Below are 21,506 nucleotides of genomic sequence, written 5' to 3'. Positions count from 1 at the left end.
TTAGTTAAATCAGCTAGATGTGAAAGTGAAATTGTAGTGCTTATATCGGGAAGTTTAGGCAATAATGCTTTTATTTTTAAATAATAAAATTGAATTTAGTCGCACAGATTAACACAAAATTATCTGATTTTTTCATTTCATCCTAAGAATAATATTCAAACTAGAAAAATGTTTTATTTTTCAACAACAACTCACTTTTTAATCAAGCGTTCAAATCATATTTGAAAATTAATTTCAGGTCTAAATGTGTGAGATTTAAACCTGAAATTCATAAAGACTAAAATCAATTCACATTTGAAATTGAAACATTTTATTTATTCAAATCTGACAATAGATGTTGAATTACATTAAGGGCTAAGTTCAGTGAGTTTACATCTACACCATCAATCGTATCGCAAGCCTTGTGGTAGCACGGTGCAAATTCGAGTTCATCACCTTTCATTTGCTCATTAAATAAAATTAGTGAAGTAACGGGAACTTTCCCTAAAAATGGCAAAGTATCGCTTGCTGTTAAAGTCGTTACATCATCTTTAATCTGCATATTATTGGTTTTAAAATATTGACGCATACTTTGTTCTAATGCAGCATCCTGCGGGTGCTTAGGTAATTGACTCATGCTGTCTAAGATTGGCTGATAATCACTTTGTGCAAGTCCATTGGCTTTAAACTGTGCCGCCATTTCTGCAATTGATGAATGGTCACCATCGGCAATCATGATATTCGGATTCTTTGTTCCCACCATATCAACATTGATATAGGCTTGAATGCCTTGAAGCTGTTTCTCACTGAGTGATTTCACAAAAGCTTGTGAACCTGCAATACCAACCTCTTCCGAATCCCAAAAGGCAAGATATAGTGTGTGTTTAGGTTTTACCTTTTGCTTCGCATAGTCTTGTAATAATGCTAACAATACTGCAACGCCTGAAGCATTATCATTAATCCCCGGCCCCATTTTCACCGAATCATAGTGCGCGCCGACAATCACAGCGGTATCTTTGGATTGCCCTTCAATCTCAATCACAATATTTTGCCCAACGGTCTTTTCTCGATTTTCAAATGGCAACATTTGCGCGTGCAAGCCTGCTTTCTTGGCTTGTTCAAGAATATATTGTGCAGAAGCCAATCCACCTGCTGTACCTACTGCACGATTGCCACCATTTTGTTCCGCAATTTCTTCAAATGTTTGTAAATGATGCATCATGCTATTTTCTGATGCAGCAACATTTTGGTTTGGCTGCACTTTCGTTGTATTTTTTTCTGTATTGAAACTTGTACAACCTGACAAAAAAAATGTCACGCCCAAACTTAGTGCAGTCAAAGTAGGAAGAAATTGTTTTCTATACATTTAAATTATTCTCATTGAAAATTAAAAAATGGGATAAAAGGTAAAATTTGCTCATCTATACTAACAGCCCTTTTTTAAATTTCTGTTTTGTTTTGCATTTCATTAAGGCAAATCACTCATACATCTTTTAAGACAAGTTGTGTCGCCCCACACTAGTGCTTTTCTGCTAAGTTTGGCATTATTCAATTCAAGTAATAATTGAATAATGATAAATGACTCAAATGCGTTGGCTTGAACTTCTTTCTACAGTTCGTATTGGTAGCAATAAACACAGTTCTGAACAGGCACGTAGCCCTTTTCATAAAGACTATGACCGCATCATATTTTCGCAGAGTTTTCGACAGCTTAATCGCAAGACCCAAGTTCATCCTTTAACTCAACACGATGGTATTCACACCCGACTTACGCATTCACTTGAAGTATCTTGTATCGGGCGTTCACTCGGCATGTTGGCTGCGGAAAAAATTAAAGATGAATTGCCAATGTGGATTTCGCCTGCCGATGTTGGCGCGATTATTCAAGCCGCTTGTTTAGCACATGATATTGGCAACCCGCCTTTTGGGCATGCTGGTGAATATGCCATTCGCGAATGGTTTGATGATGCATCACATACAGACTTTTTAAAAGATTTAAGCCCAGAAGAAGAAGCCGATGTTCGTCAGTTTGAAGGTAATGCACAAGGCTTACGTTTACTGACTAAAATTGACTATCACCCAAATGATGGTGGTATGCGCCTAACTTACGCAACCTTAGGGGCTTACTTAAAGTACCCATGGCTATCCAAAACCATTGCATCACAAGGAAATACGCCTGCCAGTCAGCGTGCCAAGTTTGGCTGTTACCAAGCCGAAAAAGACATCTTGCAGCAAATTGCAGAACAACTCGGCTTAATTCAACTCGGTGAATATCATTATTGCCGTCATCCTCTGACTTATTTATTAGAAGCAGCGGATGATATGTGCTATGCCCTGATTGATTTGGAAGATGGCATTATTCTCAATATGTTGAGTTATAATGAAGTTGAGCCAATTTTCCTTGACCTGATTGGTGATTATGGTATTCCTGCCGAACTTGCAATGACGGATACCACATGGCAGCAGAAAATTGCCGCTTTGCGTGGCCGTGTGATGAAGCGTTTGGTTGAAGAAGTAACTACAGCTTTTGCACGTCATCATAATGAAATTTTGTCTGGCCAACTTAAAGGCAGTTTATTGCAATATTGCAGTGAAGATATTGAAATCGGGATTAACCGTGCCAAAGAACTGGCTCGTGATAAAATCTTTGAACATCCGCATAAGGCAGGTTTGGAAATTATTGCACACCAAAGTTTGCAAAATATTTTGGATGCCTTTATTCCACTGACCACGCCCAATAAAACTTTGAGCTTTAAAGAGCAACGATTGATGTCTATTTTACATCGTTCAGGAGCACATTTTGGTATGTCGCATTATGACAATATTATGCAAGTACTCGATATCATCTCTAAGTTTTCAGATCATCAGGCTTATAACCTTGCACAAGAACTTCAAGGTAATAAAGTTGGTTTCTTTTAAAGCTGAAAAAATGTGAAGACTAGTAATTCGCTGGCCTTCACGCTAATCTCACAACAAATTGAAATTGAGCAAATAGCTCAGACTAAACTGAAATAAAGTGAATAAATGACATGATTGGATGCTTAATTGGCGAAGTGCTGGCATTGGAAGCACCAACAGTATTACTCAATGTAAATGGTGTGGGCTATGAGATTGACACCCCACTTTCAACATTTTGCCAACTACAAAAAGGTCAAAAAATTACCCTGTGGACACATCTGGCTGTTCGTGAAGATGCACAACTGCTGTATGGATTTAGCAATGCTCAAGAAAAACTGATTTTTCGCACACTATTAAAAGTCAACGGCGTAGGCCCTAAAATGGCGCTTGGCATTCTTTCAACGTTAAGTGTTGAAATGCTGATTCACACGGTTGAACATGAAGATGTAAACACTTTAGTCAAAGTTCCGGGTGTAGGTAAAAAAACCGCAGAACGCTTGATGATTGAACTTCGTGACCGTTTTAAAGCGATGTCATCTGGCACAGTACCAAGCAATTCAACTTCGGAGCAAATCCAATTTACCGGTACTTCTGCCGTTGCAGAAGCTGAAGCTGCATTACAATCACTGGGCTACAAACCACTAGAAGCACAAAAATTAGTGAATGCTGCCAAAGGTGACTTCACCGAAGCCAGTGATATCATCCGCGCTGCCTTAAAGTCGATGAATAAATAATTTTTAGTTTCTAATGAACACTGCATCCTTTGCATTTTAGAGCTATAGACAGTATGTGAATCACGCAGGCGACAAGGATGTCGCCGTTAAACTGTGCTACAAGGACGTAGTATCAGTTTAACAAATGGGTTTTGTCACTTTTGCCCAGTCAAAAGTGAGAATCGCCTATACAATGGCATTTAAAGTTCAATCGCTTTTTGAGGCTGTTATTCTTCCACAACGATATAGAGATTAATTAAATAATTATGCAAGACCGTCTTATCAGTGGTTCAGAAAAACCCGAAGACCACTTCGACCGTGCCATCCGTCCAACATCCCTCGATGACTACATCGGGCAGCCTGTCGTCCGTGAACAAATGGAAATCTTTATCGGTGCTGCGCGTGGCCGTGAAGAAGCACTCGATCACACCTTAATTTTTGGCCCTCCGGGTTTAGGTAAAACCACACTGGCCAATATTATTGCCCGTGAAATGGGTGGCAACTTAAAATCGACATCAGGCCCAGTCCTTGAGCGTGCAGGCGATTTGGCTGCAATGCTAACTAACCTCGAAGAAGGTGATGTTTTATTTATTGATGAGATCCATCGTCTTTCACCGGTCATCGAGGAAATTCTCTATCCAGCGATGGAGGATTACCAACTCGACATCATGATTGGTGAAGGCCCTGCTGCCCGTTCTATCAAGCTCGACTTACCTGCATTTACATTAGTTGCAGCAACCACACGTGCGGGACTACTCACCTCACCTTTACGTGATCGTTTCGGGATTGTGCAACGTTTAGAGTTCTATTCCGTAAAAGATCTGACTCATATTGTGACTCGTTCAGCAAACTTAATGGATGTACCGATTACTGAAGATGGCGCACTGGAAGTTGCACGTCGTGCACGTGGTACGCCACGTATTGCCAACCGTTTATTACGCCGTGTTCGAGATTATGCCCAAGTCAAAGGTACAGGCGAAGTGACCCAAGAAATGGCGCAACGTGCTTTAGATATGTTGAATGTCGATAAAGATGGTTTAGACACTTTGGACCGTCGTTATTTATCAATGCTACTAGAGCGTTTTGATGGTGGCCCTGCAGGTGTAGAAGCTTTGGCTGCTGCTATGGCAGAAGACTCAGGGACGCTAGAAGATGTGATTGAACCGTATTTAATTCAACAAGGCTATGTCATGCGTACTGCACGTGGACGTATTGCCACCAATATGGCGTATTTACAGTTTGGGATGACGCCTCCCGAACCTAAAGATAAATAGCTGATTATTCACCAAACAACTTCAGGGAGTTAAATTCTCCCTGAATGTTTATTTAAATTTTTAAATAAATTCAATCCACTACAAACAGCAAACTAAAATGATAAATCTTGAGAATAGAATAATTAACAAAATTAATAGCGAATACATTCAAAACCTACCATTAGACAGTGCCATTGAACACATTCCCAGAGAACAACCCATCAGTTCATTTAGCCCTAAACAAATGAGTGATTTTGAAAGTTTATTCCACACTGAATACAATTATTTTATCACTGTCGAATGTGAAAACATTCTTAGCAAAGAAACTATAGAAGTAGATGAAGATAACATCTTAACTATTAAGCAATCGCCTTCTGCATATCGTATAAAAAACCTGAGCTTCAACTATACTTCTGCCCTCATTTTTATTGGGGCGTACTATCACGACGACGTACAAGTTTTGGTCAAGGAAAACTTTAAGCCAGCAAAAATTAATACATTTTATTTCAGCCTCTCATTCTTTGCTTTAGTCATACTCGTTTATGTGTTTTTCTGGATAGATCTAGCTAATAAACTTTTACTTATGTTAGTTATTGGCCTTAGCTTTTGCTGCTTAACGTATATGTATGAATCTTTAAAGGCATTACTCCCAAAGCAACAGAAAAAGAAAATGGAAGAAACTCACTTTCATATTGCGGGATATTTAGCAGCTCATCTACAGGATTTTGTCGATGCAAAATTTAAATTAGATGAACAAACAAATTAAAAGTAGTCTCTTTTTTTAAACAATAATTACAACTACGAAAGTTAAAGATTTACGTGAGTTGAAACCTTGTGCCATTGGACTGATGACTCACGGTGCTAAACTGCCCGTCATTGAAGCACTTGACGAATCATTGAATTATCGCCATTTTTAAATGCTCTAATTCTTTGCTGAAGTGCAGAACAATATTTTTCAGATTTTATAAAGACGGAACACTCTCATGGCGAATAAATTCGAATTCAACATTCGTGTATATATTGAAGATACAGATGCAGGTGGCATTGTTTACCACGCAAATCATATTCGCTTTATGGAACGTACCCGCACAGAATGGCTGCGCGCTTCAGGTGTAAACCATTATTGGCATCAAAAAGATTACAACTTTGTCGTTCATAAAATTAATGTGAAATATTCACGTCCTATATTAATGGATGACCTGATTACTGTTACAGCAAGTGTAGTTTCGTGTAAGGCTACGTCATTTGTGTTGCAACAAAATATTTATCGTGGTGATATTATGCTGGCATCAGGTGAGGTAGAATTGGCATGTATCAGTGCAGAGATGAAACCCCGTCGCCTTCCTGATGAAATACGTGAACTGATTCTGAAAGAATTGGAACAAGATTAAAAAAATTATTTGGCACATGTAGTAACTATGGCAACTCAACTAGAATCAACACTCAAAGTTTCAGACCTCATCTTACAAGCAAGTCCTGTCGTACAACTGGTAATGCTCCTGCTGCTCTTAGCTTCGTTATTCAGTTGGTATCTGATTGCCAAGTTACACATGAGTTATAAAAAAGCGCAGGCTGACGATGAACATTTCCAAAAAATCTTTTGGTCTGGCGCCGAACTCAACACTTTATACAACAATGCTCAGCTCAACTCGAAACGTGTTGGCCTTGAAGATGTCTTCTATCAAGGTTTAGGCGAGTTTTTCAAACTTAAAAAACGTAATGCCAGCGCAGAACAATCCATTGAAGGTACAGAACGTATTCTTCGCGTAGGTTTAAGCCGTGACCAAGGACATTTAGAAAATGGTTTAGGCGCGCTTGCGAGTATTGGATCGGTTGCACCCTATGTTGGTTTATTCGGTACCGTTTGGGGCATTATGAACGCTTTTATTGGTTTGGCAGATGTTGACCAAGTCACCCTTGCTACGGTTGCTCCGGGTATTGCAGAAGCATTGATTGCAACGGCCATTGGTCTTTTTGCGGCAATTCCTGCTGTACTTGCATTTAACCATTTCACAGCCAAAGGTGAAGCAGTTTATAACGATCGTGCGCTTTTTGCCGAAGAAATGGTTGCGTTATTACAACGCCAGTCTGTAGGTTCAACTCAGGACAATGACTAATGGCTATTCAACGTTCTGGACGCTTTGAGCGCATCAAAAAACCATTAAAAAGTGACATGAACGTCGTACCTTATATTGATGTCATGTTAGTTCTTTTGGTGATTTTTATGGTGACCGCACCAATGATCACGACAGGTGTTAAAGTCGACTTGCCACAAGCCAACGGTACGCCTATGCAAGCGGAAGATCGCCCTGCGATTGTTACACTTGAGGCGGATGGAACGATCAAACTCGAAGATAAAAATCATCAGAATGATGTACTCACACTTGATGAACTAAAATCTGTTTTAACTGCTTCACAAAATGAAGCGAACGAACAGAAAAAGCAAATGAGTGTCCTGATTAACGGCAGTGAATCTCGTCCTTATGGTGAAGTCATGAAACTCATGTCTGCCCTTCAAGATGCAGGTTTAACACAAGTAGGTTTACTGACTGAGCCATTAAAATAATTTATGAAAGATTTCAACAAGCCGCCTTTTAAACAAAAAGCCGTTGCGATTGGTTTCACACTAGGTGTTCATATCGTCGCTGTGGTTGGCTTACTTTATCTTGGCATGAGTAAACCACCTGAGCCCCCTAAAAAAATAACCACTGTTTTGGTAAAACCGGAAGATTTGAAACCTGTAACTCGTGAAGTCACAGAGTTTGATGAAACCGCGCATGAAAATGTAGCTGAACAAATCACGCAAACAGCAGAACCTAGCGTTGAACCAGCACCCGAGATTCCAACGGCTGCACCACCTAAACCAGCAGAACCACCTAAGGCAGATCCACAGGTTGCTGCTCAACAGGCACTCGCTGCGGCAAAAGCACAGCAGCTTGCTGAACAAAAAGCTGCGGACAATGCAAAGCGTGCTCAAGAACAAGCTAAAGCGGCTGAAGCTGCAAAACTAAAAGCACAACAAGAAGCCAAAGCGGATGCGGCTAAGGCAAAAGCAGATGCTACGGCGAAAGCCAATGCTGAAGCAGCAAAACGTAAAGCAGATGCTGATGCCAAAGCCAAGGCTGAAAAAATCCGTGCCGATGCTTTAAGAAAAGCAGAAGCTGACAAAGCCAAAGCTGCAGCAACGGCAAAAGCCAATGCAGATGCAAAAGCCAAGGCCAATGCGGATGCTGCAAAACGTAAAGCAGATGCAGACGCGAAAGCTAAAGCCAATGCGGAAGCTGCAAAACGTAAAGCAGATGCTGATGCGAAAGCCAAGGCCAATGCAGAAGCTGCAAAACGTAAAGCAGACGCCGATGCAAAAGCTAAAGCCAATGCGGAAGCTGCAAAACGTAAAGCAGATGCTGATGCCAAAGCTAAGGCCAATGCGGAAGCTGCAAAACGTAAAGCAGATGCTGATGCGAAAGCCAAGGCCAATGCAGAAGCTGCAAAACGTAAAGCAGATGCCGATGCAAAAGCCAAGGCAGATGCAAAGGCTAAAGCCGATGCCGAAGCACGCGAACGTGCAGCCAAAGAAGCCAAAGCTTCATCAGCTAAAAAAGCAGCTGAAGAAGCCGCACAGAAAAAGGCTGAAGCGAAGAAGATTGCATCTACTGCAAAGAAAGATTTTGAAAATAAAATCCGTCGTGCATGGGACACACCTTCTGACTCTGCGGGTAAATCGGCAACTGCTCGGGTGACATTATCAGAAAGTGGTTCAGTCCGATCAGTTATTGTGAACTCTAGTGACCCTGATATGAAAGCCAGTATTGAAGCCGCGGTTCGTGCTGCAGCACCGTACCCAATGCCAAGCGACCCTGATGCTAGACGTGAAGCACAAAGCTTTACCTCTACATTTAGATCTTCAAATTAAGTTTGATAAATCCCTGCATTGATTGCGGGGATTTTTTTATATTTCTTCTGAATATGGCAAACTTTGGAAAATTTATTGATTAGATGGGTTCATTCACTGATTTTTTGAATGAAACAAATTCTATTTGGTCGACACTTTTCATAAAATGACATATATATAAGTTTTACTAACTCAGCCTAATCAAGAGCTACTTATTTCTTCTAAACATTTGATTCAAAAATTAAATTTCAACTATATAGAATTATCATTTCCAATTCAAAATGTGATGTTGTCTGCACCAATTTTAAGATAAACTTCAGTGAACTCGAATAAAATCTCTGCATTTTTCACAGTGTTATAACAGTTCAGTCATATTTTCATGCTTTTAATAATTCAAAATCATGCCATTATGTGACACAACCTAATACAGACAATAACTCACATTTTTAGAGTAGTTAGCGAATGATGGAAATGACGCGTAAACATCTTCTTTGCTTAGCAATTATGACCGCTTTGAGTCCAGTTTTAATCACTCAAACACATGCACAGCTTCATCTTGAAATCACCAAGGCGCCTGAAGAGGCACCTAAAATTGCGATCGTGCCTTTTAGTAATGACTCAAATATTTATCCTGTGGTTGAAAATGACTTGAACCGCTCAGGTAAATTTACCAGTGCCTCTAAAAACTTACCTGCAACTGCAACAATAAATTCACCTAATGCAGAAGCATGGAAAGCTGCGGGCGTACCCTATGTCGTGACAGGTACATCAAAAACAACGGCAGATGGCTCTTATGAAATTCACTACCAACTGTATGATGTTGAAAAAAAACAATACCTGTTAAATGAACTACTCACTGTACCTGCTTCACGTTACCGTCAAGCAGCGCATATGATCAGTGATGCGATCTATCAAGCTTTAACTGGCATTCCTGGTGACTTCAGCGGCCGTATCGCTTATGTTCTGCGTAATGCAGCAACTCCAGATCAACGCTATACCTTACAAATTGCCGACACAGATGGGGAGCAGCCACGCACCATTTTGACTTCACGAGATCCAATCCTTTCCCCTGCTTGGACACCTGATGCTAAAAAACTAGCCTATGTTTCTTTTGAAACCAAGCGCCCTGCGATTTACATCCAAGACTTAGCAACTGGTAGCCGTGAAAAAGTTGCAAGTTTCCGTGGTTTAAATGGTGCTCCAAGCTTCTCGCCCGATGGTAAAAGCATGTTGTTCACTGCATCTATGCATGGCAACCCTGAAATTTACCAAATGGATTTACAAAGTCGTCAGCTAAAACGGATGACCAATGATACTGCCATCGACACAGAAGCGCGTTATGCCCCTGACGGTAAATCATTTATTTTTACCTCTGACCGTGGTGGCTCTCCACAAATTTATACCTACAACTTAAGTACTGAAAGCGTAAAACGTTTGACTTTCCGTGGTGCATTTAATGCCCGTGGCACTTTAAGTGCTGATGGTAAAAAATTAGCTTTGGTGCATCGTCCTAGCGGTAGTAACTATAAAGTTGCGGTTCAAGACATTGGTTCTGGTGTAACCAATATTTTAACACCAACAAGTTTAGATGAATCCCCAAGCTTCTCTCCAAATGGTCAAATGGTGGTGTATGCAACACGTGAAGCAAACCGTGGTTTGCTCTCGATCATGTCTTTAGATGGTCGTTTCCGCATGAACTTACCAAGTGAACAAGGTGAAGTTCGTGAACCAGCTTGGGCACCGAAATAAACACTGCATGATTTATTCAACAACAACTTTTTAATGAAACATCATAAATAACCATCATGGAGATCAATATGAAAGCAATGAAACTGATTGCATTACCTGTTTTAGCTACAGCATTAGTAATGACTGGTTGTGCCAGCCGTAAACCTGCAGCAGACATACAAGCAGGACAAAACCCAAATGGCTCAACCACTGTAAACACTTCAGGTTTAAGTGAAGATGCAGCACTCAATGCACAAAACCTTGCGGGTGCATCATCGAAAGGTGTAACGGAAGCGAATAAAGCATTTTTAGCGAAGCGCGTAGTACACTTTGACTACGACAGTACCGAGCTTAGCAATGAAGACTTACAAACCCTTCAAGCTCACGCTCAGTTCCTAGTTGCTAATGCAAACTCACGCGTGGCTTTAACAGGTCACACCGATGAACGTGGTACTCGTGAATACAACATGGCGCTTGGTGAGCGTCGTGCCAAAGCTGTTGAAAGCTTCCTGATTACAACAGGCGTAAGTCCAAATCAGCTTGAAGCAGTTAGTTATGGTAAAGAAATGCCAATTAATGCGGGTCATGATGAAAATGCATGGAAAGAAAACCGCCGTGTAGAAATTAACTACGAAGCGGTTCCTCCGCTACTTAAATAAGACTTGAAAAAGTCTGAGCTAAAAAAAGCACTCATTGATGAGTGCTTTTTTATTTAACCCGTATCATTTAATTTATATCGTTTCATTTGCACAGTTCTGTTGCAACGTTCTTTGCTTTAATTCAATTTAGCCCTTTAACTCAGGATAAATTCGATTAGCGGCTTTAGAACTTTAAGAAAATATCCAATTAAAAATGCAAATGAACGACTTTTAAAACGAGATCCTTAGCTTTACCAACTAGAAAATTAGCTTAACAATCCAAATCATTACGCTTCTGCTTCTGGATGTTCAGCATTTTCTTTTTCTGTTTGCATCGACTCAATGAGGTCATGTTTATTGAACTTTTTATACTCTGCTTTAGCTTCGTAACTGCTCCATGCAGCTTTTACGGTATCCGCAGAAATATCGTCTAAATTCAATCCCTCAGTTGCAGTCGGAGTCGCATCAAATTTTTGTGTGGTCATTGTTGTGCTCCCTGTCTTTCGATTTATACATTAGATTCAACATAGCATGTTATTCAGGACTTGCAAGGGTAAAATCACGACAAATAGTCTAGTTTAATTTTTCTTTTCCTTCGTTCTCATCTAAAATGTTGCACAATCACATTTTTATCATTTTTGATAAATTAATATTTGGAGTTTTCCGGTTATGTCAAATCTCACCCTTTCCCAATTTCTACAACAACAAAGTGGTAATCTTACTCCTGCATTAGCACAAGTTATTGAAACAATTGGTAATACATGCAAAGACATTGACCTTCTATTACAAAAAGGTGCTTTGGCTGGTGTATTGGGTAGCGCGCAACACGAAAACGTTCAAGGTGAAGAACAAAAGAAACTTGATGTCATTTCAAATGATTACCTCATCGATGCATTGAAAGTTCATCCACATGTCGGTGGTTTGGCTTCTGAAGAATTAGATGAATTCACTCCAGCTCAAGAAAATGGCGATTATCTTGTCTTGTTTGACCCATTAGATGGTTCAAGCAACATCGATATCAATATGTGTGTGGGCACAATTTTCTCAATTCTTCCTGCAAAAAATGCGGTAACGCAAGCTGAAGATTTCATGCAAGCGGGTGTTAACCAAGCGGCTGCAGGTTATGTACTGTATGGCCCATCAACAATGATGGCTCTAACTGTCGGTGCTGGCGTAGTCTTCTTTACTTTTGATCCAGAAAGCAAAGAATTCTTATTAACTAAAGATGCGATTGCGGTTGCAGCAGACACTAAAGAATATGCAATTAATGCATCGAACCAACGTCACTGGGAAGAACCTGTAAAACGTTATATCGACGAACTTCTTGCAGGTAAAACTGGCCCGCGTGAAAAAGACTTCAATATGCGTTGGGTCGCATGTATGGTGGGTGATATTCATCGTATTCTTTGCCGTAGCGGTATCTTCATGTATCCATACGACTTCAAAAATCCGAAAAAAGCAGGCCGTCTACGTTTAATGTACGAAGCAAACCCAATGAGTATGTTGATGGAACAAGCTGGCGGTGCTTCTACAACAGGCCGTGTCCGCATTCTAGACATCCAACCAACAGAACTTCATCAACGTGTTCCTGTGATTATTGGTTCTAAAAACGAAGTTGACCTAGTTACGTCATACCATAATTAATTTCTTATAACGAAAGTCAGTATTTTTGCTGACTTTCGTGGATATCTCCCTCATGGCTCTGATTTATCTCGAATCAAAAGACAACCCTAAAATTAAACACCTCCGTGGCTTAATCGAACAAAATGCCTACCGTAAAAAACAAGGTCAAACTGTTTTGGAAGGCACACACTTGGTGTTGTCATGGTTAGACTCAAAACGTCCAATCAAATCGATTTTCACCACTGAACAAGCAATTAACCATGCTGATTTCGACCGCATTGCGGAACAATATCAAGGTGCGGTGTTCATTCTAAGTGAATCTTTATATAAAGATATCAGTACACTTGGAACATCGATTGCTTGCTTAGCGATTGTGGATTTACCAAGTTCAAGTGAAGCACTTAACTTCAGTGAAGACACCTTAATTTTAGACAACATTCAAGACCCAGGAAATGTAGGCACCCTACTCCGTTCTGCTGCAGCAGCAGGTATTGAACAAGTTGTTTGTACCAAAGGCTCTGCATCGCTCTGGTCACCGCGTGTATTACGCGCAGGTATGGGCGCACATTTTTCATTAAATACCTTTGAAAATATTGCTCTTGAAGATATTTTGACTAAATTCAAAATTCCAGTGTATGCAACAAGCTCACATCAGTCTGAAAACCTATATAGCAAAAATTTGCGCAAACAATGTGTTTGGATTTTAGGCAATGAGGGTCAAGGTGTCTCTGAGTATGCATTACAACATGCCGAAGCCGTTGCGATTCCTCAACCGGGTGGTCAAGAATCGTTAAACGTAGCCATTGCAGGCTCGATCTGTTTTTTTGAAATGGTACGTCAGCGTCAGTAAAATCGTTATTTTATTGTATTTAGCGCTTAAGCCTGAAAAAAATAGACTACACTAGAAAAAATAATAATTCTTTTTGTCAACCTAACTGTTATTTCCATCGTTATTTGTATATGAATATGGAAATAATGGTGGGTATCCGATGACAGGATTTTCCATCTCTATGGATTTAGCACCCAAAAAGTCCGAGACGCAAGACAGCAGTGTTTTAAAAAGCACGGCTGAGTCTCGCCTGAAAAACTTCATGAATGAAGTGACGGGGCGTGCTTTAGTAATGATGGAAAGTGCAACGCACGGTCAACATGGCATTGCCATGGACTTGGTGCAAGAAGCCTTTATTTCCTTACATAAAGCTTATGCTGAAAAATCCACAGAGGAATGGTATCCCCTGTTTTACACCATTTTAAATAACAAGCTGCAAGACTGGCGTCGAAAAGAAGCACGTCGTTCGCAGCCGTTTTCCCTATTTAGAAAAGTCAGCCTAGATGACGACGATGTCGAAATACAGGATGTTGTAGATGAATCTACACCAAACCCTTTCGACTTTCTGGATCAGGCTGTCACTGCAGAGGAAATACAAGATGCTATCGCAGAACTTCCAGTCCGCCAGCAACAAGCATTTATGTTGCGAGCTTGGGAAGGCTTTGATACGCATACAACTGCAGAAATTATGAATTGTTCCGAAGGCAGTGTGAAAACACATTACCACCGTGCCATTCAAGGTTTACGTACCGCTTTGGCACATTTGAATCCACATATGGGAGGATCATCCGAATGAAACAAGATGATTTCTTAAAGCAAGTAACTTCCAAACTTGATGGACTCGCACAGCACCATAAAGACAAAGCAACTGTCATGAATAACGTGCTTGAAGATATTCATCAGCGCGAAACTTCACGTTATGGTTTCTGGAAAATGTCTGGCTTTGCACTTGCAGCAGCAATTGCTGGTTTTGTCATTTTACCGAATGCGACTGTACTGTATGACAAACCACAAAATCAGGTGATTTCAACCCCTAAGCTCTCCCCTCAAATGGTGGAAGATCTTGAAATGTTGATGGTTCTGGGTGAGGACAAAGTTCCACATGGCAGCTAAAAAATTAGCAATTGCATTCTGTGCTTTTAGTTTTCTGCAAACCAGTTTTGCTGGATTTGATCGCTTTTGGATTTTTTCCAAAGATGCAGATACTCAAGTCAATGAAACTTGGGATTCGCTATCTGAAGCAGAACAACAGGCTTTAATTAAAAAGTATCAGGCACTCAAAGAGATTCCTGCAGATCAACGTGTCAGCTTGCAACAGCGCATGGATTGGTTCACCCAACTTCCGGACAGTGAAAAGCAGCGTATGCGCGAAACATGGCAAAAAATGAGTACTTTAGAACGTAAAGAACTCGCGACACGTATGCAAAAAGCCAGTCCTGATGAACGACCTGCTATTCGCGATGAGTATATCAATAAATATTTACAACCTATCGCTGTCGTACACTAATCAAAAACAACAGTGTTGTGAAAATCAAATCAATTACATTAGTTAAGCCATAAAAAAAAGCCTCTTATCGAGGCTTTTTTTATTGTCTTACTTGCTCAACCGACGCTGACGATACACACCTAAACCTATCAATGCCAACAGTCCAAATACTCCCATTGAGCCACCACCGCTAGAGGAAGAGTTGGTATTTTTCGCTGTATTCTTAAGGGTCAGGATTGCATTACTTGAGGCAATGCCGTCACTATCGATAACGCTATATTCAACAGGATAGTCAAACTGACTAAAGCCATTTTTTACTGAGAAGGTAATTTTTCCACCGTAACAAGTTTCCTTTAAATAACTTGCTGGGCAACTGCCACTATACTCAGCTTCAAAGTTTAAACCTGCTGGGATTTTCGTAAAACGAATTGGGATAATTTGACCTTCTTCATTTTTATGCCATACCGATTTACCTGCTGGCATAGATGTAACTGGACCATCACCATCATCATTAGCATTTTCTAATAAATTATTGACGGTAACAGACAAATTATTTGACGGACTAATTGTATATTGAGCAGCTTTGGCCACTGGGGTCATATTTTTAAATGCCACACGTACTACACCAGAGGATTCCGCCTGACTCCCTGTCTTTTGTTTTAGCGTATATTTACAAAAACCGTATTCGGTAGGTGCTGTTGTTGCTCCACTAGTGCGATATATAACGATTTGTTTTATTCCCGCATCCCAATCACAGTGCAGGTCATGTGGTGGATTACCTACGATACTTGCTTCGCCAGTACTAGACACCGTAATTTCACTACCAATGCCGATTGGTGAAGTCGTCACGGTATAGTTGTCAGCATTTAAGGCAATTTGTCGTGTTTCAGCACTACCATTCACAGACTCCTCTTGAGGTAATGATGCCGGGAACGGATCAAAATAAACCGCACGATATTTAAGGTTATTTTTTAATGCACTTAATACCGCTTCGTACTTTGTTAAATCATCCTGATTGGCAACTTTATATTCTGCATAATCTGGATCATCGATATCCTTTTTCAAAGCATCAATTGTATTTTGATACTTATCTTGCAGAGCTGTTAAAGACTCATTGGTAATATCTGCCATATCTGCTGCGGTTAAATTCATTAACTCAACCGAACCAATATCACATGTGTTTCTTTGCGTAGGTGATAACTGTAAGGTACCATCGGTGATCCGCAATATACCCCGTTGATCCGCATCACTACAGCCGTCTAAGCCCAGATTGATCAAGTCAAAACCACTACCGATAGCTTTCGGGTAATACAAAGGTAAATACAAGTTATAAGCAGATTTTGTTTGTAGCGCGCTTAATAAAGTCCCCATAGCATAGCTACTTACATCATGGTTTTGCAGAAAGCTTTCCGTACTATTCAGCACACTTTCGGGTAAATCACACTGTGCGGCTGCCAGTTCAAATGCATTATTACTTGCCACAAATTTTTGACCATTATCAGGTACTGCATTATTCAGATAACGACAAGATTTTCCACCAGTATTGTAGGCCAATACATTGAAATACCAAGCCTTTGTACCATTGTTATCATAATAATAGGTACTAGCCGCATTGTTCTCGACTATTGTATTACTGGTTAAAACGAAGCTAGAAAAAGCACTTAAACGTTCCGTTCCCTGAGAAATGGCACGGATAATACTACCCGTACTTGGATTTGCTTGGTTTTTTGCAATCGTATTTGCTGTCAGTTCAACCTTGGCATTTCCACAGAAGTCCATCACACTATTGCTCGTCGATGAACCATTTTGAATAATACTGCTTTGCTGGAACACAATTTCAGGCTGGGTATCCCCCAAGTTCCCAATACAATCCATAGCGACAACACTACCTTTAGGTGCGACGTTACCCTGAACTAAACTGCTCACCAATAATGTTTTTTTCGACATATTATGCGCAACGGAGTAGATAGCACCGCCAGCAACTTTGGCCTGAGAGTTTTCTATTGCACCATTATTTAAGGTAAATGCTCCCCCTAAATACAAGGCACCACCACGGTCTTCTGCCATCCCGCCAGTAAGACGTACATTATTGACGATAAAGTTGGCTTCTGAGCGTGAAGTATTAAAAATACGCGATTTGCCTTGGGCATTAATCGTCGTTCTAATATCCTCATAGGCAGGAAATTTCTGCGTCAGTAAATTTTTTGAATCATAGTTAAAGCGACTTTTCCCCTCAATCACGATCTGATTGAGCGGAACTAACTCACCTTTGGTCAGAAGATATTCACCTGCTTCAAGTTGAATATAATCGGTCTGCCCATTATTTGGGTTACCGACATTACATCCACCAAAAGATTTGTTTTTACGTGCAGTTTCAATCGCTTCACGTAAAGAACATTGATTGAGATTTTCACCATTTTCATCCTCAAAGGTCGTAACTTTGATGATGTTACTTGTCGCTGCCATAGATGACATAGCCGCAAGGACCATGACCGCCAGCAATCCTTTTTTATAATTTTTCATGTGCTGTCCTTAATTCTATCCAGACTATTTTTTAAAGCGACGAAATCCAACTAAGCCAAGCAGCGCAAAAATACTCGCCCAGCCTAGAGCACCACCCGAAGTTTTAACGGTTTTACTTTCCATTTCATTGTTTGGTTCTTGGAAAATACGCACTTCTGCAGCTAAATAATTTTTTGCCGAAGTATTAAAACGGGTTGAAGACGTCACCACACGCAATTCAAAAATATCTGCGCCATGCCAATTTCCATTTGGCGTGTATTCAAAATCACCATTCAAATTCAGTGTAAATTTACCTTTAGATTCGGTGCTTTGTACAATTATTGGGCAACCATCTTGCCATGGCTCACCTGTTGGATTTGCCATACCCATCACTTTTGTACATTCTTCTTTTGGAATTAAATCACTGTCACCTAAAGCGTCTAAGATATTAAACTTCGCCACTTCACCTGTACGTATGTCTTTACCTAAGCGAGGCATGCTCACAGGAACCACAATTTCTATAGCCCCACGATCACACCAAACATCATCCAAATTACGATTTTTTCCACGCTGATCAGAAGACTCACAATACACATGATGCTCATTGCCATTTGCTGTGGTCTTCCCCTTATTTAATATCGGGCTTGAGAAAATCGTTTCGTAATTTAATAAAATACGAGGACGTAAATAACCAATAAATGCGTTATTTGCTGTGGTAAATGGACAGAAAAGTGCATTACGATCTTCTGTTAAGGTTTTACAGCTACCTTCATCTTCACCCGCGATTAAACTTGTCCCAGACCATACATCATTTAAATTTGCAGCAGGTCCAACAGGACAACTCGCAGCCACTAAGTTGTTATAAAAAACAGATTGGTCTGTTCCTGAGTTCACGACTTTACAATCTTGAGCGGTACCACTGAGCGCATTACCAATCACCACACTATTGGCTAAATAAGCATGCTCAGAGGTACTATTTAGTTCGATACCGCCACTGTTCTTCAGTACTGTAATATTATTGAGTGCTAAACCATCACGTAAGTTGACAGCAAAACCTTTGTTTTTGAAAAAGGTACTATTGGCAATGATATTTTGAGGGTTACTGAACACCAACTTGCTGATGTCTGCGAGCCCATTTTGATTGTAAACAATCGCTCGACCAGAAGTGCTTTCATTATTTTTGAACAAAGATGTATAGATTTCATAAGCCGGTGCTTCTGAGTAAATTGCACCACCATCTACCGCTTTGTTGTTTTGAAAAATCGTGGTTCGTATATATAGACGGCTTGCTACAGCTGCACCATGTTCTGAAAATCCAACATTGTAGATTGCACCACCAAGTCGTGCATAGCCATCTTCAAACTTTACATTTTCAAGTGTGAGTTTTTCATTATTAAAAAGGATGCCGCCTTTATCAGCGCACTGATCTTGCTTACATCCTTTAAATGAAATTTCTTTAAAATTGATCGCAAGTAGTTCTTTTTCGCCATCATTAATATTAAAAATTTGATCCTTACCGGTCATTTCAATGACGGCATTATTGAGACCGAGTACAACATCTTCATTGACGTTACTGTCATACGCCGTTTTCAGATTCAGTTCTGCTTTAATATCAATTTTTTTAGTGAGTTTATAAACTTCATTTTTTTTCAGAGAAATTGAGGCATAGGCGTCTTTACCCCCGCAACCATTATATCCGGCTTCTGGCATACCATTATTGATATATTCTATGGCTTCACGAAGTGAACATTCCTTGTCATCCTTTACAACATCTTCAGTGGTTGTAACGGTAATTTCTGCGCTAAATGCATGACCTGCCATGAGAAGCATGCCAATGCCTATGCTCTGTTTGAGCATATCCATCTCCTTAAATATTTTTTATCTTTTTATTCTTAAGTTGCACAATCCTTGCAACATTAAAATATTTTTATGTACTTTGTCACAGCTTGAGTAATTACTCAAGAATTTTTATTGCTTACCGATATTCATCAATTAGGGCAAAAATCTGTCTTAAATTTGCATGACTCAATTTAACTTTTTCACCTTTTAACATCTGAATCAGTTGTTCTAAAGAGCGAAGTAAAATAGACGCCTGATGCGGCCCATGTGCCAACAAATAATCCACAATTTGTTGATCCATATGGATGCCACGTCGTGCCAAAACAGAGTTTACGAGTGCTTGTCGGTCTGCGTATAAACTACCATTTGGCACTTTTACACTGACAGCCTGAGTTAATCTAGACTGTAAATCTGGCAGTTCAAGTTTGAGTTCAATAGGCGCCAGCCGAGATGAAAAGACCAATTGACCACCTTCTTCGTTATTATAATTAATCAGGTGAAAAACAGCTTTTTGCCAATGTGGAACTCCGCTAATCGCTTCAATATCGTCTAAAGCCACCAAGTCATAGCGATCGAGCGAAGTAATCGCTTCAGTGGGAGCATCTAGCAATTCAAGCAATGAAACTTGAATTGCTGATTTGCCAATTTCTAAATAGGAGTCACATATTGCAGACAGTAAATGGCTTTTTCCTGTGCCAGCTCCACCATAGATATAGAAACGATTCATTAAACCAGCATGTAACTGACGAACACCATCGATTACATGCCCCCAACTCGGCCCAGAAAAATCACTAATTCGGGCATCGAGTTGAGGTTCTATATCTAACTGCAATTGACGCATATCTATATTTTAGCCTTATCAATCTTTATGTTCTGATCTTTCAATGTTACTCGAAATTTCAGGATCTTGCAGCGAATTTGCAGACTGATTTTTGAGCTCAATATCAACAGCAACTTGATTGGTTTCTACGTTTAAAGTGCCACTTGCAGCATCATTTACAACCAGTACATCATTTCGGTATAAATTACTTTTCTCGTAATTTTCGCGTGCATGACGTAATAAGACCACAATAATCGCTGCAACGGGTAGTGCAATGAGCATTCCGAGGAGTCCTGCCAATTGCGCGCCTGCAAGGACTGCAAATACCACTGCCACAGGAGACAAACCAATTTTGTCGCCTAATAAGAAAGGCTGTAAAATATAACCTTCTATTGCCTGCCCTACCATGAATACCACCAATACTAAGGCCAAATGCACCCAATCCAAACCGAATTGGAACAGGCAAGCCACAATTGCCGAAATAATACCAACCGCAAAACCCAAATACGGAATAATACTGGCTAGACCCGCAATCATCCCAATGATGATGCCAACCTCAATACCGACTAATTGGAGTCCAACCGCATAAACAACGCCCAATAAGAACATTACCAAGAATTGGCCTTTTACAAATGCACCTAAAACTTCATGACATTCGCCCACGATTGTGAGCGTGCTTTTTTCATATTTACGTGGAATAAGTCGACGCATGTTTTCTAACATACGCTCCCAATCTAATAAGAAATAGAAAGCTATGATTGGAATTAAGACAATCGTGCCACCAATCTGTATGAAATTCAGACCCGATTGTGCCACTTTTAACAACATGGCTTGGATACTGTCTGCACTATAGTTGGTTTGAATATACTCCATGATCGCTGCTGACATTTGCTCTGTATCAATTTCCATCGGTACAAGATTAAATGTCTCTGATAACCACGGCAGGAATGTATAGTTGACCCAATGAATATTGCTTGGAATATTGTTTTTCGCATACATCAACTGTTCCCATACCAGTGGTACGAGGAACCACATTGAAAGGAATATAGCGACACCAATTCCAATAAAGACCAAACTGATAGATAACCAGCGCGGCAAGCCAATATTATGTAATTTATCGACTAAAGGGCTAAATAAATATGCAATTAGAAATGCGCCGATAAAAGGAACAACTACAGGCTTTAATAAGTATAAAACCCATATGATCAATGCTATCCCAGCAAGAATAAATATTCGGCGCAAGGTGCGATCACCCATATAAAGTCACCTTTTTTCAATGTAATCGTTATAGAAAGGAAAATATTTT

Annotated in this window: 21 protein-coding genes; 15 read left to right on the top strand and 6 right to left on the bottom strand. The window is 40.1% G+C overall.

Annotated elements, in window-relative coordinates; genetic code table 11:
• Nucleotides 1-310: 310 nt before the first annotated feature.
• Entirely contained in the window at nt 311-1,345 is a 1,035-nt protein-coding gene (locus tag FTU29_RS05195; RefSeq protein ID WP_372491131.1) for a M20/M25/M40 family metallo-hydrolase, read from the bottom strand.
• A 212-nt stretch (nt 1,346-1,557) separates the two neighbouring features.
• Here FTU29_RS05195 and FTU29_RS05190 point away from each other — a divergent pair, with 212 nt between their 5' ends.
• From FTU29_RS05190 to pal, 10 genes are all read left to right on the top strand, one after another.
• Complete coding sequence (locus FTU29_RS05190; RefSeq protein ID WP_067765238.1) at nt 1,558-2,898, top strand: deoxyguanosinetriphosphate triphosphohydrolase; 1,341 nt, start codon at nt 1,558-1,560, stop codon at nt 2,896-2,898.
• Nucleotides 2,899-3,008: 110 nt separating this feature from the next.
• Nucleotides 3,009-3,611 (top strand): Holliday junction branch migration protein RuvA, encoded by a 603-nt coding sequence (gene ruvA, locus FTU29_RS05185; RefSeq protein ID WP_180120724.1) that lies wholly within the window; start codon nt 3,009-3,011, stop codon nt 3,609-3,611.
• A 245-nt stretch (nt 3,612-3,856) separates the two neighbouring features.
• Nucleotides 3,857-4,864, top strand: a complete 1,008-nt coding sequence (gene ruvB / locus FTU29_RS05180; protein WP_111883949.1) for a Holliday junction branch migration DNA helicase RuvB — start codon at nt 3,857-3,859, stop codon at nt 4,862-4,864.
• Nucleotides 4,865-4,961: 97 nt separating this feature from the next.
• Complete coding sequence (locus tag FTU29_RS05175) at nt 4,962-5,609, top strand: hypothetical protein (RefSeq protein ID WP_180120722.1); 648 nt, start codon at nt 4,962-4,964, stop codon at nt 5,607-5,609.
• A 217-nt stretch (nt 5,610-5,826) separates the two neighbouring features.
• Entirely contained in the window at nt 5,827-6,234 is a 408-nt protein-coding gene (ybgC, locus tag FTU29_RS05170; protein WP_180120720.1) for a tol-pal system-associated acyl-CoA thioesterase, read from the top strand.
• A gap of 27 nt (nt 6,235-6,261) precedes the next feature.
• Nucleotides 6,262-6,960 (top strand): protein TolQ, encoded by a 699-nt coding sequence (gene tolQ, locus FTU29_RS05165; protein WP_078192037.1) that lies wholly within the window; start codon nt 6,262-6,264, stop codon nt 6,958-6,960.
• The gene (tolR, locus tag FTU29_RS05160) at nt 6,960-7,409 is read left to right on the top strand and encodes a protein TolR (RefSeq protein WP_078190369.1); all 450 of its coding nucleotides are present in this window, start codon (nt 6,960-6,962) and stop codon (nt 7,407-7,409) included. Before tolQ ends, tolR begins: the two co-directional genes overlap by 1 nt.
• Before the next feature lie 3 nt (nt 7,410-7,412).
• Nucleotides 7,413-8,756 (top strand): cell envelope integrity protein TolA, encoded by a 1,344-nt coding sequence (gene tolA, locus FTU29_RS05155; protein WP_180120718.1) that lies wholly within the window; start codon nt 7,413-7,415, stop codon nt 8,754-8,756.
• Between the two features lie 444 nt (nt 8,757-9,200).
• Nucleotides 9,201-10,484, top strand: coding sequence for a Tol-Pal system beta propeller repeat protein TolB (tolB, locus tag FTU29_RS05150; RefSeq protein ID WP_180093857.1), 1,284 nt, complete (start codon nt 9,201-9,203; stop codon nt 10,482-10,484).
• Between the two features lie 68 nt (nt 10,485-10,552).
• Nucleotides 10,553-11,122 carry a peptidoglycan-associated lipoprotein Pal gene (gene pal, locus FTU29_RS05145; protein WP_180120716.1) on the top strand — a complete coding sequence of 190 codons (570 nt, stop codon included), beginning with the start codon at nt 10,553-10,555 and terminating at the stop codon, nt 11,120-11,122.
• Nucleotides 11,123-11,388: 266 nt separating this feature from the next.
• On the opposite strand, the gene FTU29_RS05140 is transcribed toward pal, so the two are convergent.
• A complete protein-coding gene (locus FTU29_RS05140; protein ID WP_078190373.1) occupies nt 11,389-11,586 on the bottom strand; it encodes an NF038105 family protein in 198 nt (65 codons plus the stop codon).
• A gap of 184 nt (nt 11,587-11,770) precedes the next feature.
• On the opposite strand from FTU29_RS05140, the gene FTU29_RS05135 reads away from it, so the two are divergent.
• From FTU29_RS05135 to FTU29_RS05115, 5 genes are all read left to right on the top strand, one after another.
• A complete protein-coding gene (locus tag FTU29_RS05135) occupies nt 11,771-12,745 on the top strand; it encodes a class 1 fructose-bisphosphatase (protein WP_180120714.1) in 975 nt (324 codons plus the stop codon).
• Nucleotides 12,746-12,797: 52 nt separating this feature from the next.
• Nucleotides 12,798-13,574: an RNA methyltransferase gene (locus FTU29_RS05130; protein WP_078192042.1), complete on the top strand. Its 777-nt coding sequence runs from the start codon at nt 12,798-12,800 to the stop codon at nt 13,572-13,574.
• Nucleotides 13,575-13,734: 160 nt separating this feature from the next.
• On the top strand, nt 13,735-14,349 hold the full coding sequence (locus FTU29_RS05125) for an RNA polymerase sigma factor (protein ID WP_111883945.1): 615 nt from the start codon (nt 13,735-13,737) through the stop codon (nt 14,347-14,349).
• Complete coding sequence (locus FTU29_RS05120) at nt 14,346-14,666, top strand: hypothetical protein (RefSeq protein WP_180120712.1); 321 nt, start codon at nt 14,346-14,348, stop codon at nt 14,664-14,666. The genes FTU29_RS05125 and FTU29_RS05120 overlap by 4 nt, the downstream gene beginning before the upstream one ends.
• Nucleotides 14,656-15,060: a DUF3106 domain-containing protein gene (locus tag FTU29_RS05115; protein ID WP_078190378.1), complete on the top strand. Its 405-nt coding sequence runs from the start codon at nt 14,656-14,658 to the stop codon at nt 15,058-15,060. The genes FTU29_RS05120 and FTU29_RS05115 overlap by 11 nt, the downstream gene beginning before the upstream one ends.
• A gap of 87 nt (nt 15,061-15,147) precedes the next feature.
• Here the strand turns inward: FTU29_RS05115 and FTU29_RS05110 are convergent, their stop codons facing one another.
• From FTU29_RS05110 to cxpE, 4 genes are all read right to left on the bottom strand, one after another.
• Nucleotides 15,148-17,562, bottom strand: a complete 2,415-nt coding sequence (locus FTU29_RS05110) for a CSLREA domain-containing protein (protein WP_180120864.1) — start codon at nt 17,560-17,562, stop codon at nt 15,148-15,150.
• 24 nt (nt 17,563-17,586) lie between these two features.
• Nucleotides 17,587-19,398, bottom strand: coding sequence for a rhombotarget A (rbtA, locus tag FTU29_RS05105; protein WP_180120710.1), 1,812 nt, complete (start codon nt 19,396-19,398; stop codon nt 17,587-17,589).
• Between the two features lie 118 nt (nt 19,399-19,516).
• Nucleotides 19,517-20,221, bottom strand: a complete 705-nt coding sequence (gene hda / locus FTU29_RS05100; protein ID WP_078190380.1) for a DnaA regulatory inactivator Hda — start codon at nt 20,219-20,221, stop codon at nt 19,517-19,519.
• Between the two features lie 18 nt (nt 20,222-20,239).
• Nucleotides 20,240-21,457 carry a chloramphenicol efflux transporter CxpE gene (gene cxpE / locus FTU29_RS05095; protein WP_180021921.1) on the bottom strand — a complete coding sequence of 406 codons (1,218 nt, stop codon included), beginning with the start codon at nt 21,455-21,457 and terminating at the stop codon, nt 20,240-20,242.
• Nucleotides 21,458-21,506: the final 49 nt, after the last annotated feature.

The sequence above is a fragment of the Acinetobacter sp. YH12086 genome (assembly GCF_013419345.1).
Taxonomy (GTDB): Bacteria; Pseudomonadota; Gammaproteobacteria; order Pseudomonadales; family Moraxellaceae; genus Acinetobacter; species Acinetobacter amyesii.
The sequence above is the reverse complement of the archived record's forward strand: the minus strand, read 5'-3'. Positions and strand labels throughout refer to the sequence as shown.

Bases quoted from the DNA above. Each gene is read 5' to 3' on its own strand.
- FTU29_RS05195 (WP_372491131.1), bottom strand. From the start codon at position 1,345: ATGTATAGAAAACAATTTCTTCCTACTTTGACTGCACTAAGTTTGGGC.
- FTU29_RS05190 (WP_067765238.1), top strand. From the start codon at position 1,558: ATGACTCAAATGCGTTGGCTTGAACTTCTTTCTACAGTTCGTATTGGT.
- ruvA (WP_180120724.1), top strand. From the start codon at position 3,009: ATGATTGGATGCTTAATTGGCGAAGTGCTGGCATTGGAAGCACCAACA.
- ruvB (WP_111883949.1), top strand. From the start codon at position 3,857: ATGCAAGACCGTCTTATCAGTGGTTCAGAAAAACCCGAAGACCACTTC.
- FTU29_RS05175 (WP_180120722.1), top strand. From the start codon at position 4,962: ATGATAAATCTTGAGAATAGAATAATTAACAAAATTAATAGCGAATAC.
- ybgC (WP_180120720.1), top strand. From the start codon at position 5,827: ATGGCGAATAAATTCGAATTCAACATTCGTGTATATATTGAAGATACA.
- tolQ (WP_078192037.1), top strand. From the start codon at position 6,262: ATGGCAACTCAACTAGAATCAACACTCAAAGTTTCAGACCTCATCTTA.
- tolR (WP_078190369.1), top strand. From the start codon at position 6,960: ATGGCTATTCAACGTTCTGGACGCTTTGAGCGCATCAAAAAACCATTA.
- tolA (WP_180120718.1), top strand. From the start codon at position 7,413: ATGAAAGATTTCAACAAGCCGCCTTTTAAACAAAAAGCCGTTGCGATT.
- tolB (WP_180093857.1), top strand. From the start codon at position 9,201: ATGGAAATGACGCGTAAACATCTTCTTTGCTTAGCAATTATGACCGCT.
- pal (WP_180120716.1), top strand. From the start codon at position 10,553: ATGAAAGCAATGAAACTGATTGCATTACCTGTTTTAGCTACAGCATTA.
- FTU29_RS05140 (WP_078190373.1), bottom strand. From the start codon at position 11,586: ATGACCACACAAAAATTTGATGCGACTCCGACTGCAACTGAGGGATTG.
- FTU29_RS05135 (WP_180120714.1), top strand. From the start codon at position 11,771: ATGTCAAATCTCACCCTTTCCCAATTTCTACAACAACAAAGTGGTAAT.
- FTU29_RS05130 (WP_078192042.1), top strand. From the start codon at position 12,798: ATGGCTCTGATTTATCTCGAATCAAAAGACAACCCTAAAATTAAACAC.
- FTU29_RS05125 (WP_111883945.1), top strand. From the start codon at position 13,735: ATGGATTTAGCACCCAAAAAGTCCGAGACGCAAGACAGCAGTGTTTTA.
- FTU29_RS05120 (WP_180120712.1), top strand. From the start codon at position 14,346: ATGAAACAAGATGATTTCTTAAAGCAAGTAACTTCCAAACTTGATGGA.
- FTU29_RS05115 (WP_078190378.1), top strand. From the start codon at position 14,656: ATGGCAGCTAAAAAATTAGCAATTGCATTCTGTGCTTTTAGTTTTCTG.
- FTU29_RS05110 (WP_180120864.1), bottom strand. From the start codon at position 17,562: ATGAAAAATTATAAAAAAGGATTGCTGGCGGTCATGGTCCTTGCGGCT.
- rbtA (WP_180120710.1), bottom strand. From the start codon at position 19,398: ATGCTCAAACAGAGCATAGGCATTGGCATGCTTCTCATGGCAGGTCAT.
- hda (WP_078190380.1), bottom strand. From the start codon at position 20,221: ATGCGTCAATTGCAGTTAGATATAGAACCTCAACTCGATGCCCGAATT.
- cxpE (WP_180021921.1), bottom strand. From the start codon at position 21,457: ATGGGTGATCGCACCTTGCGCCGAATATTTATTCTTGCTGGGATAGCA.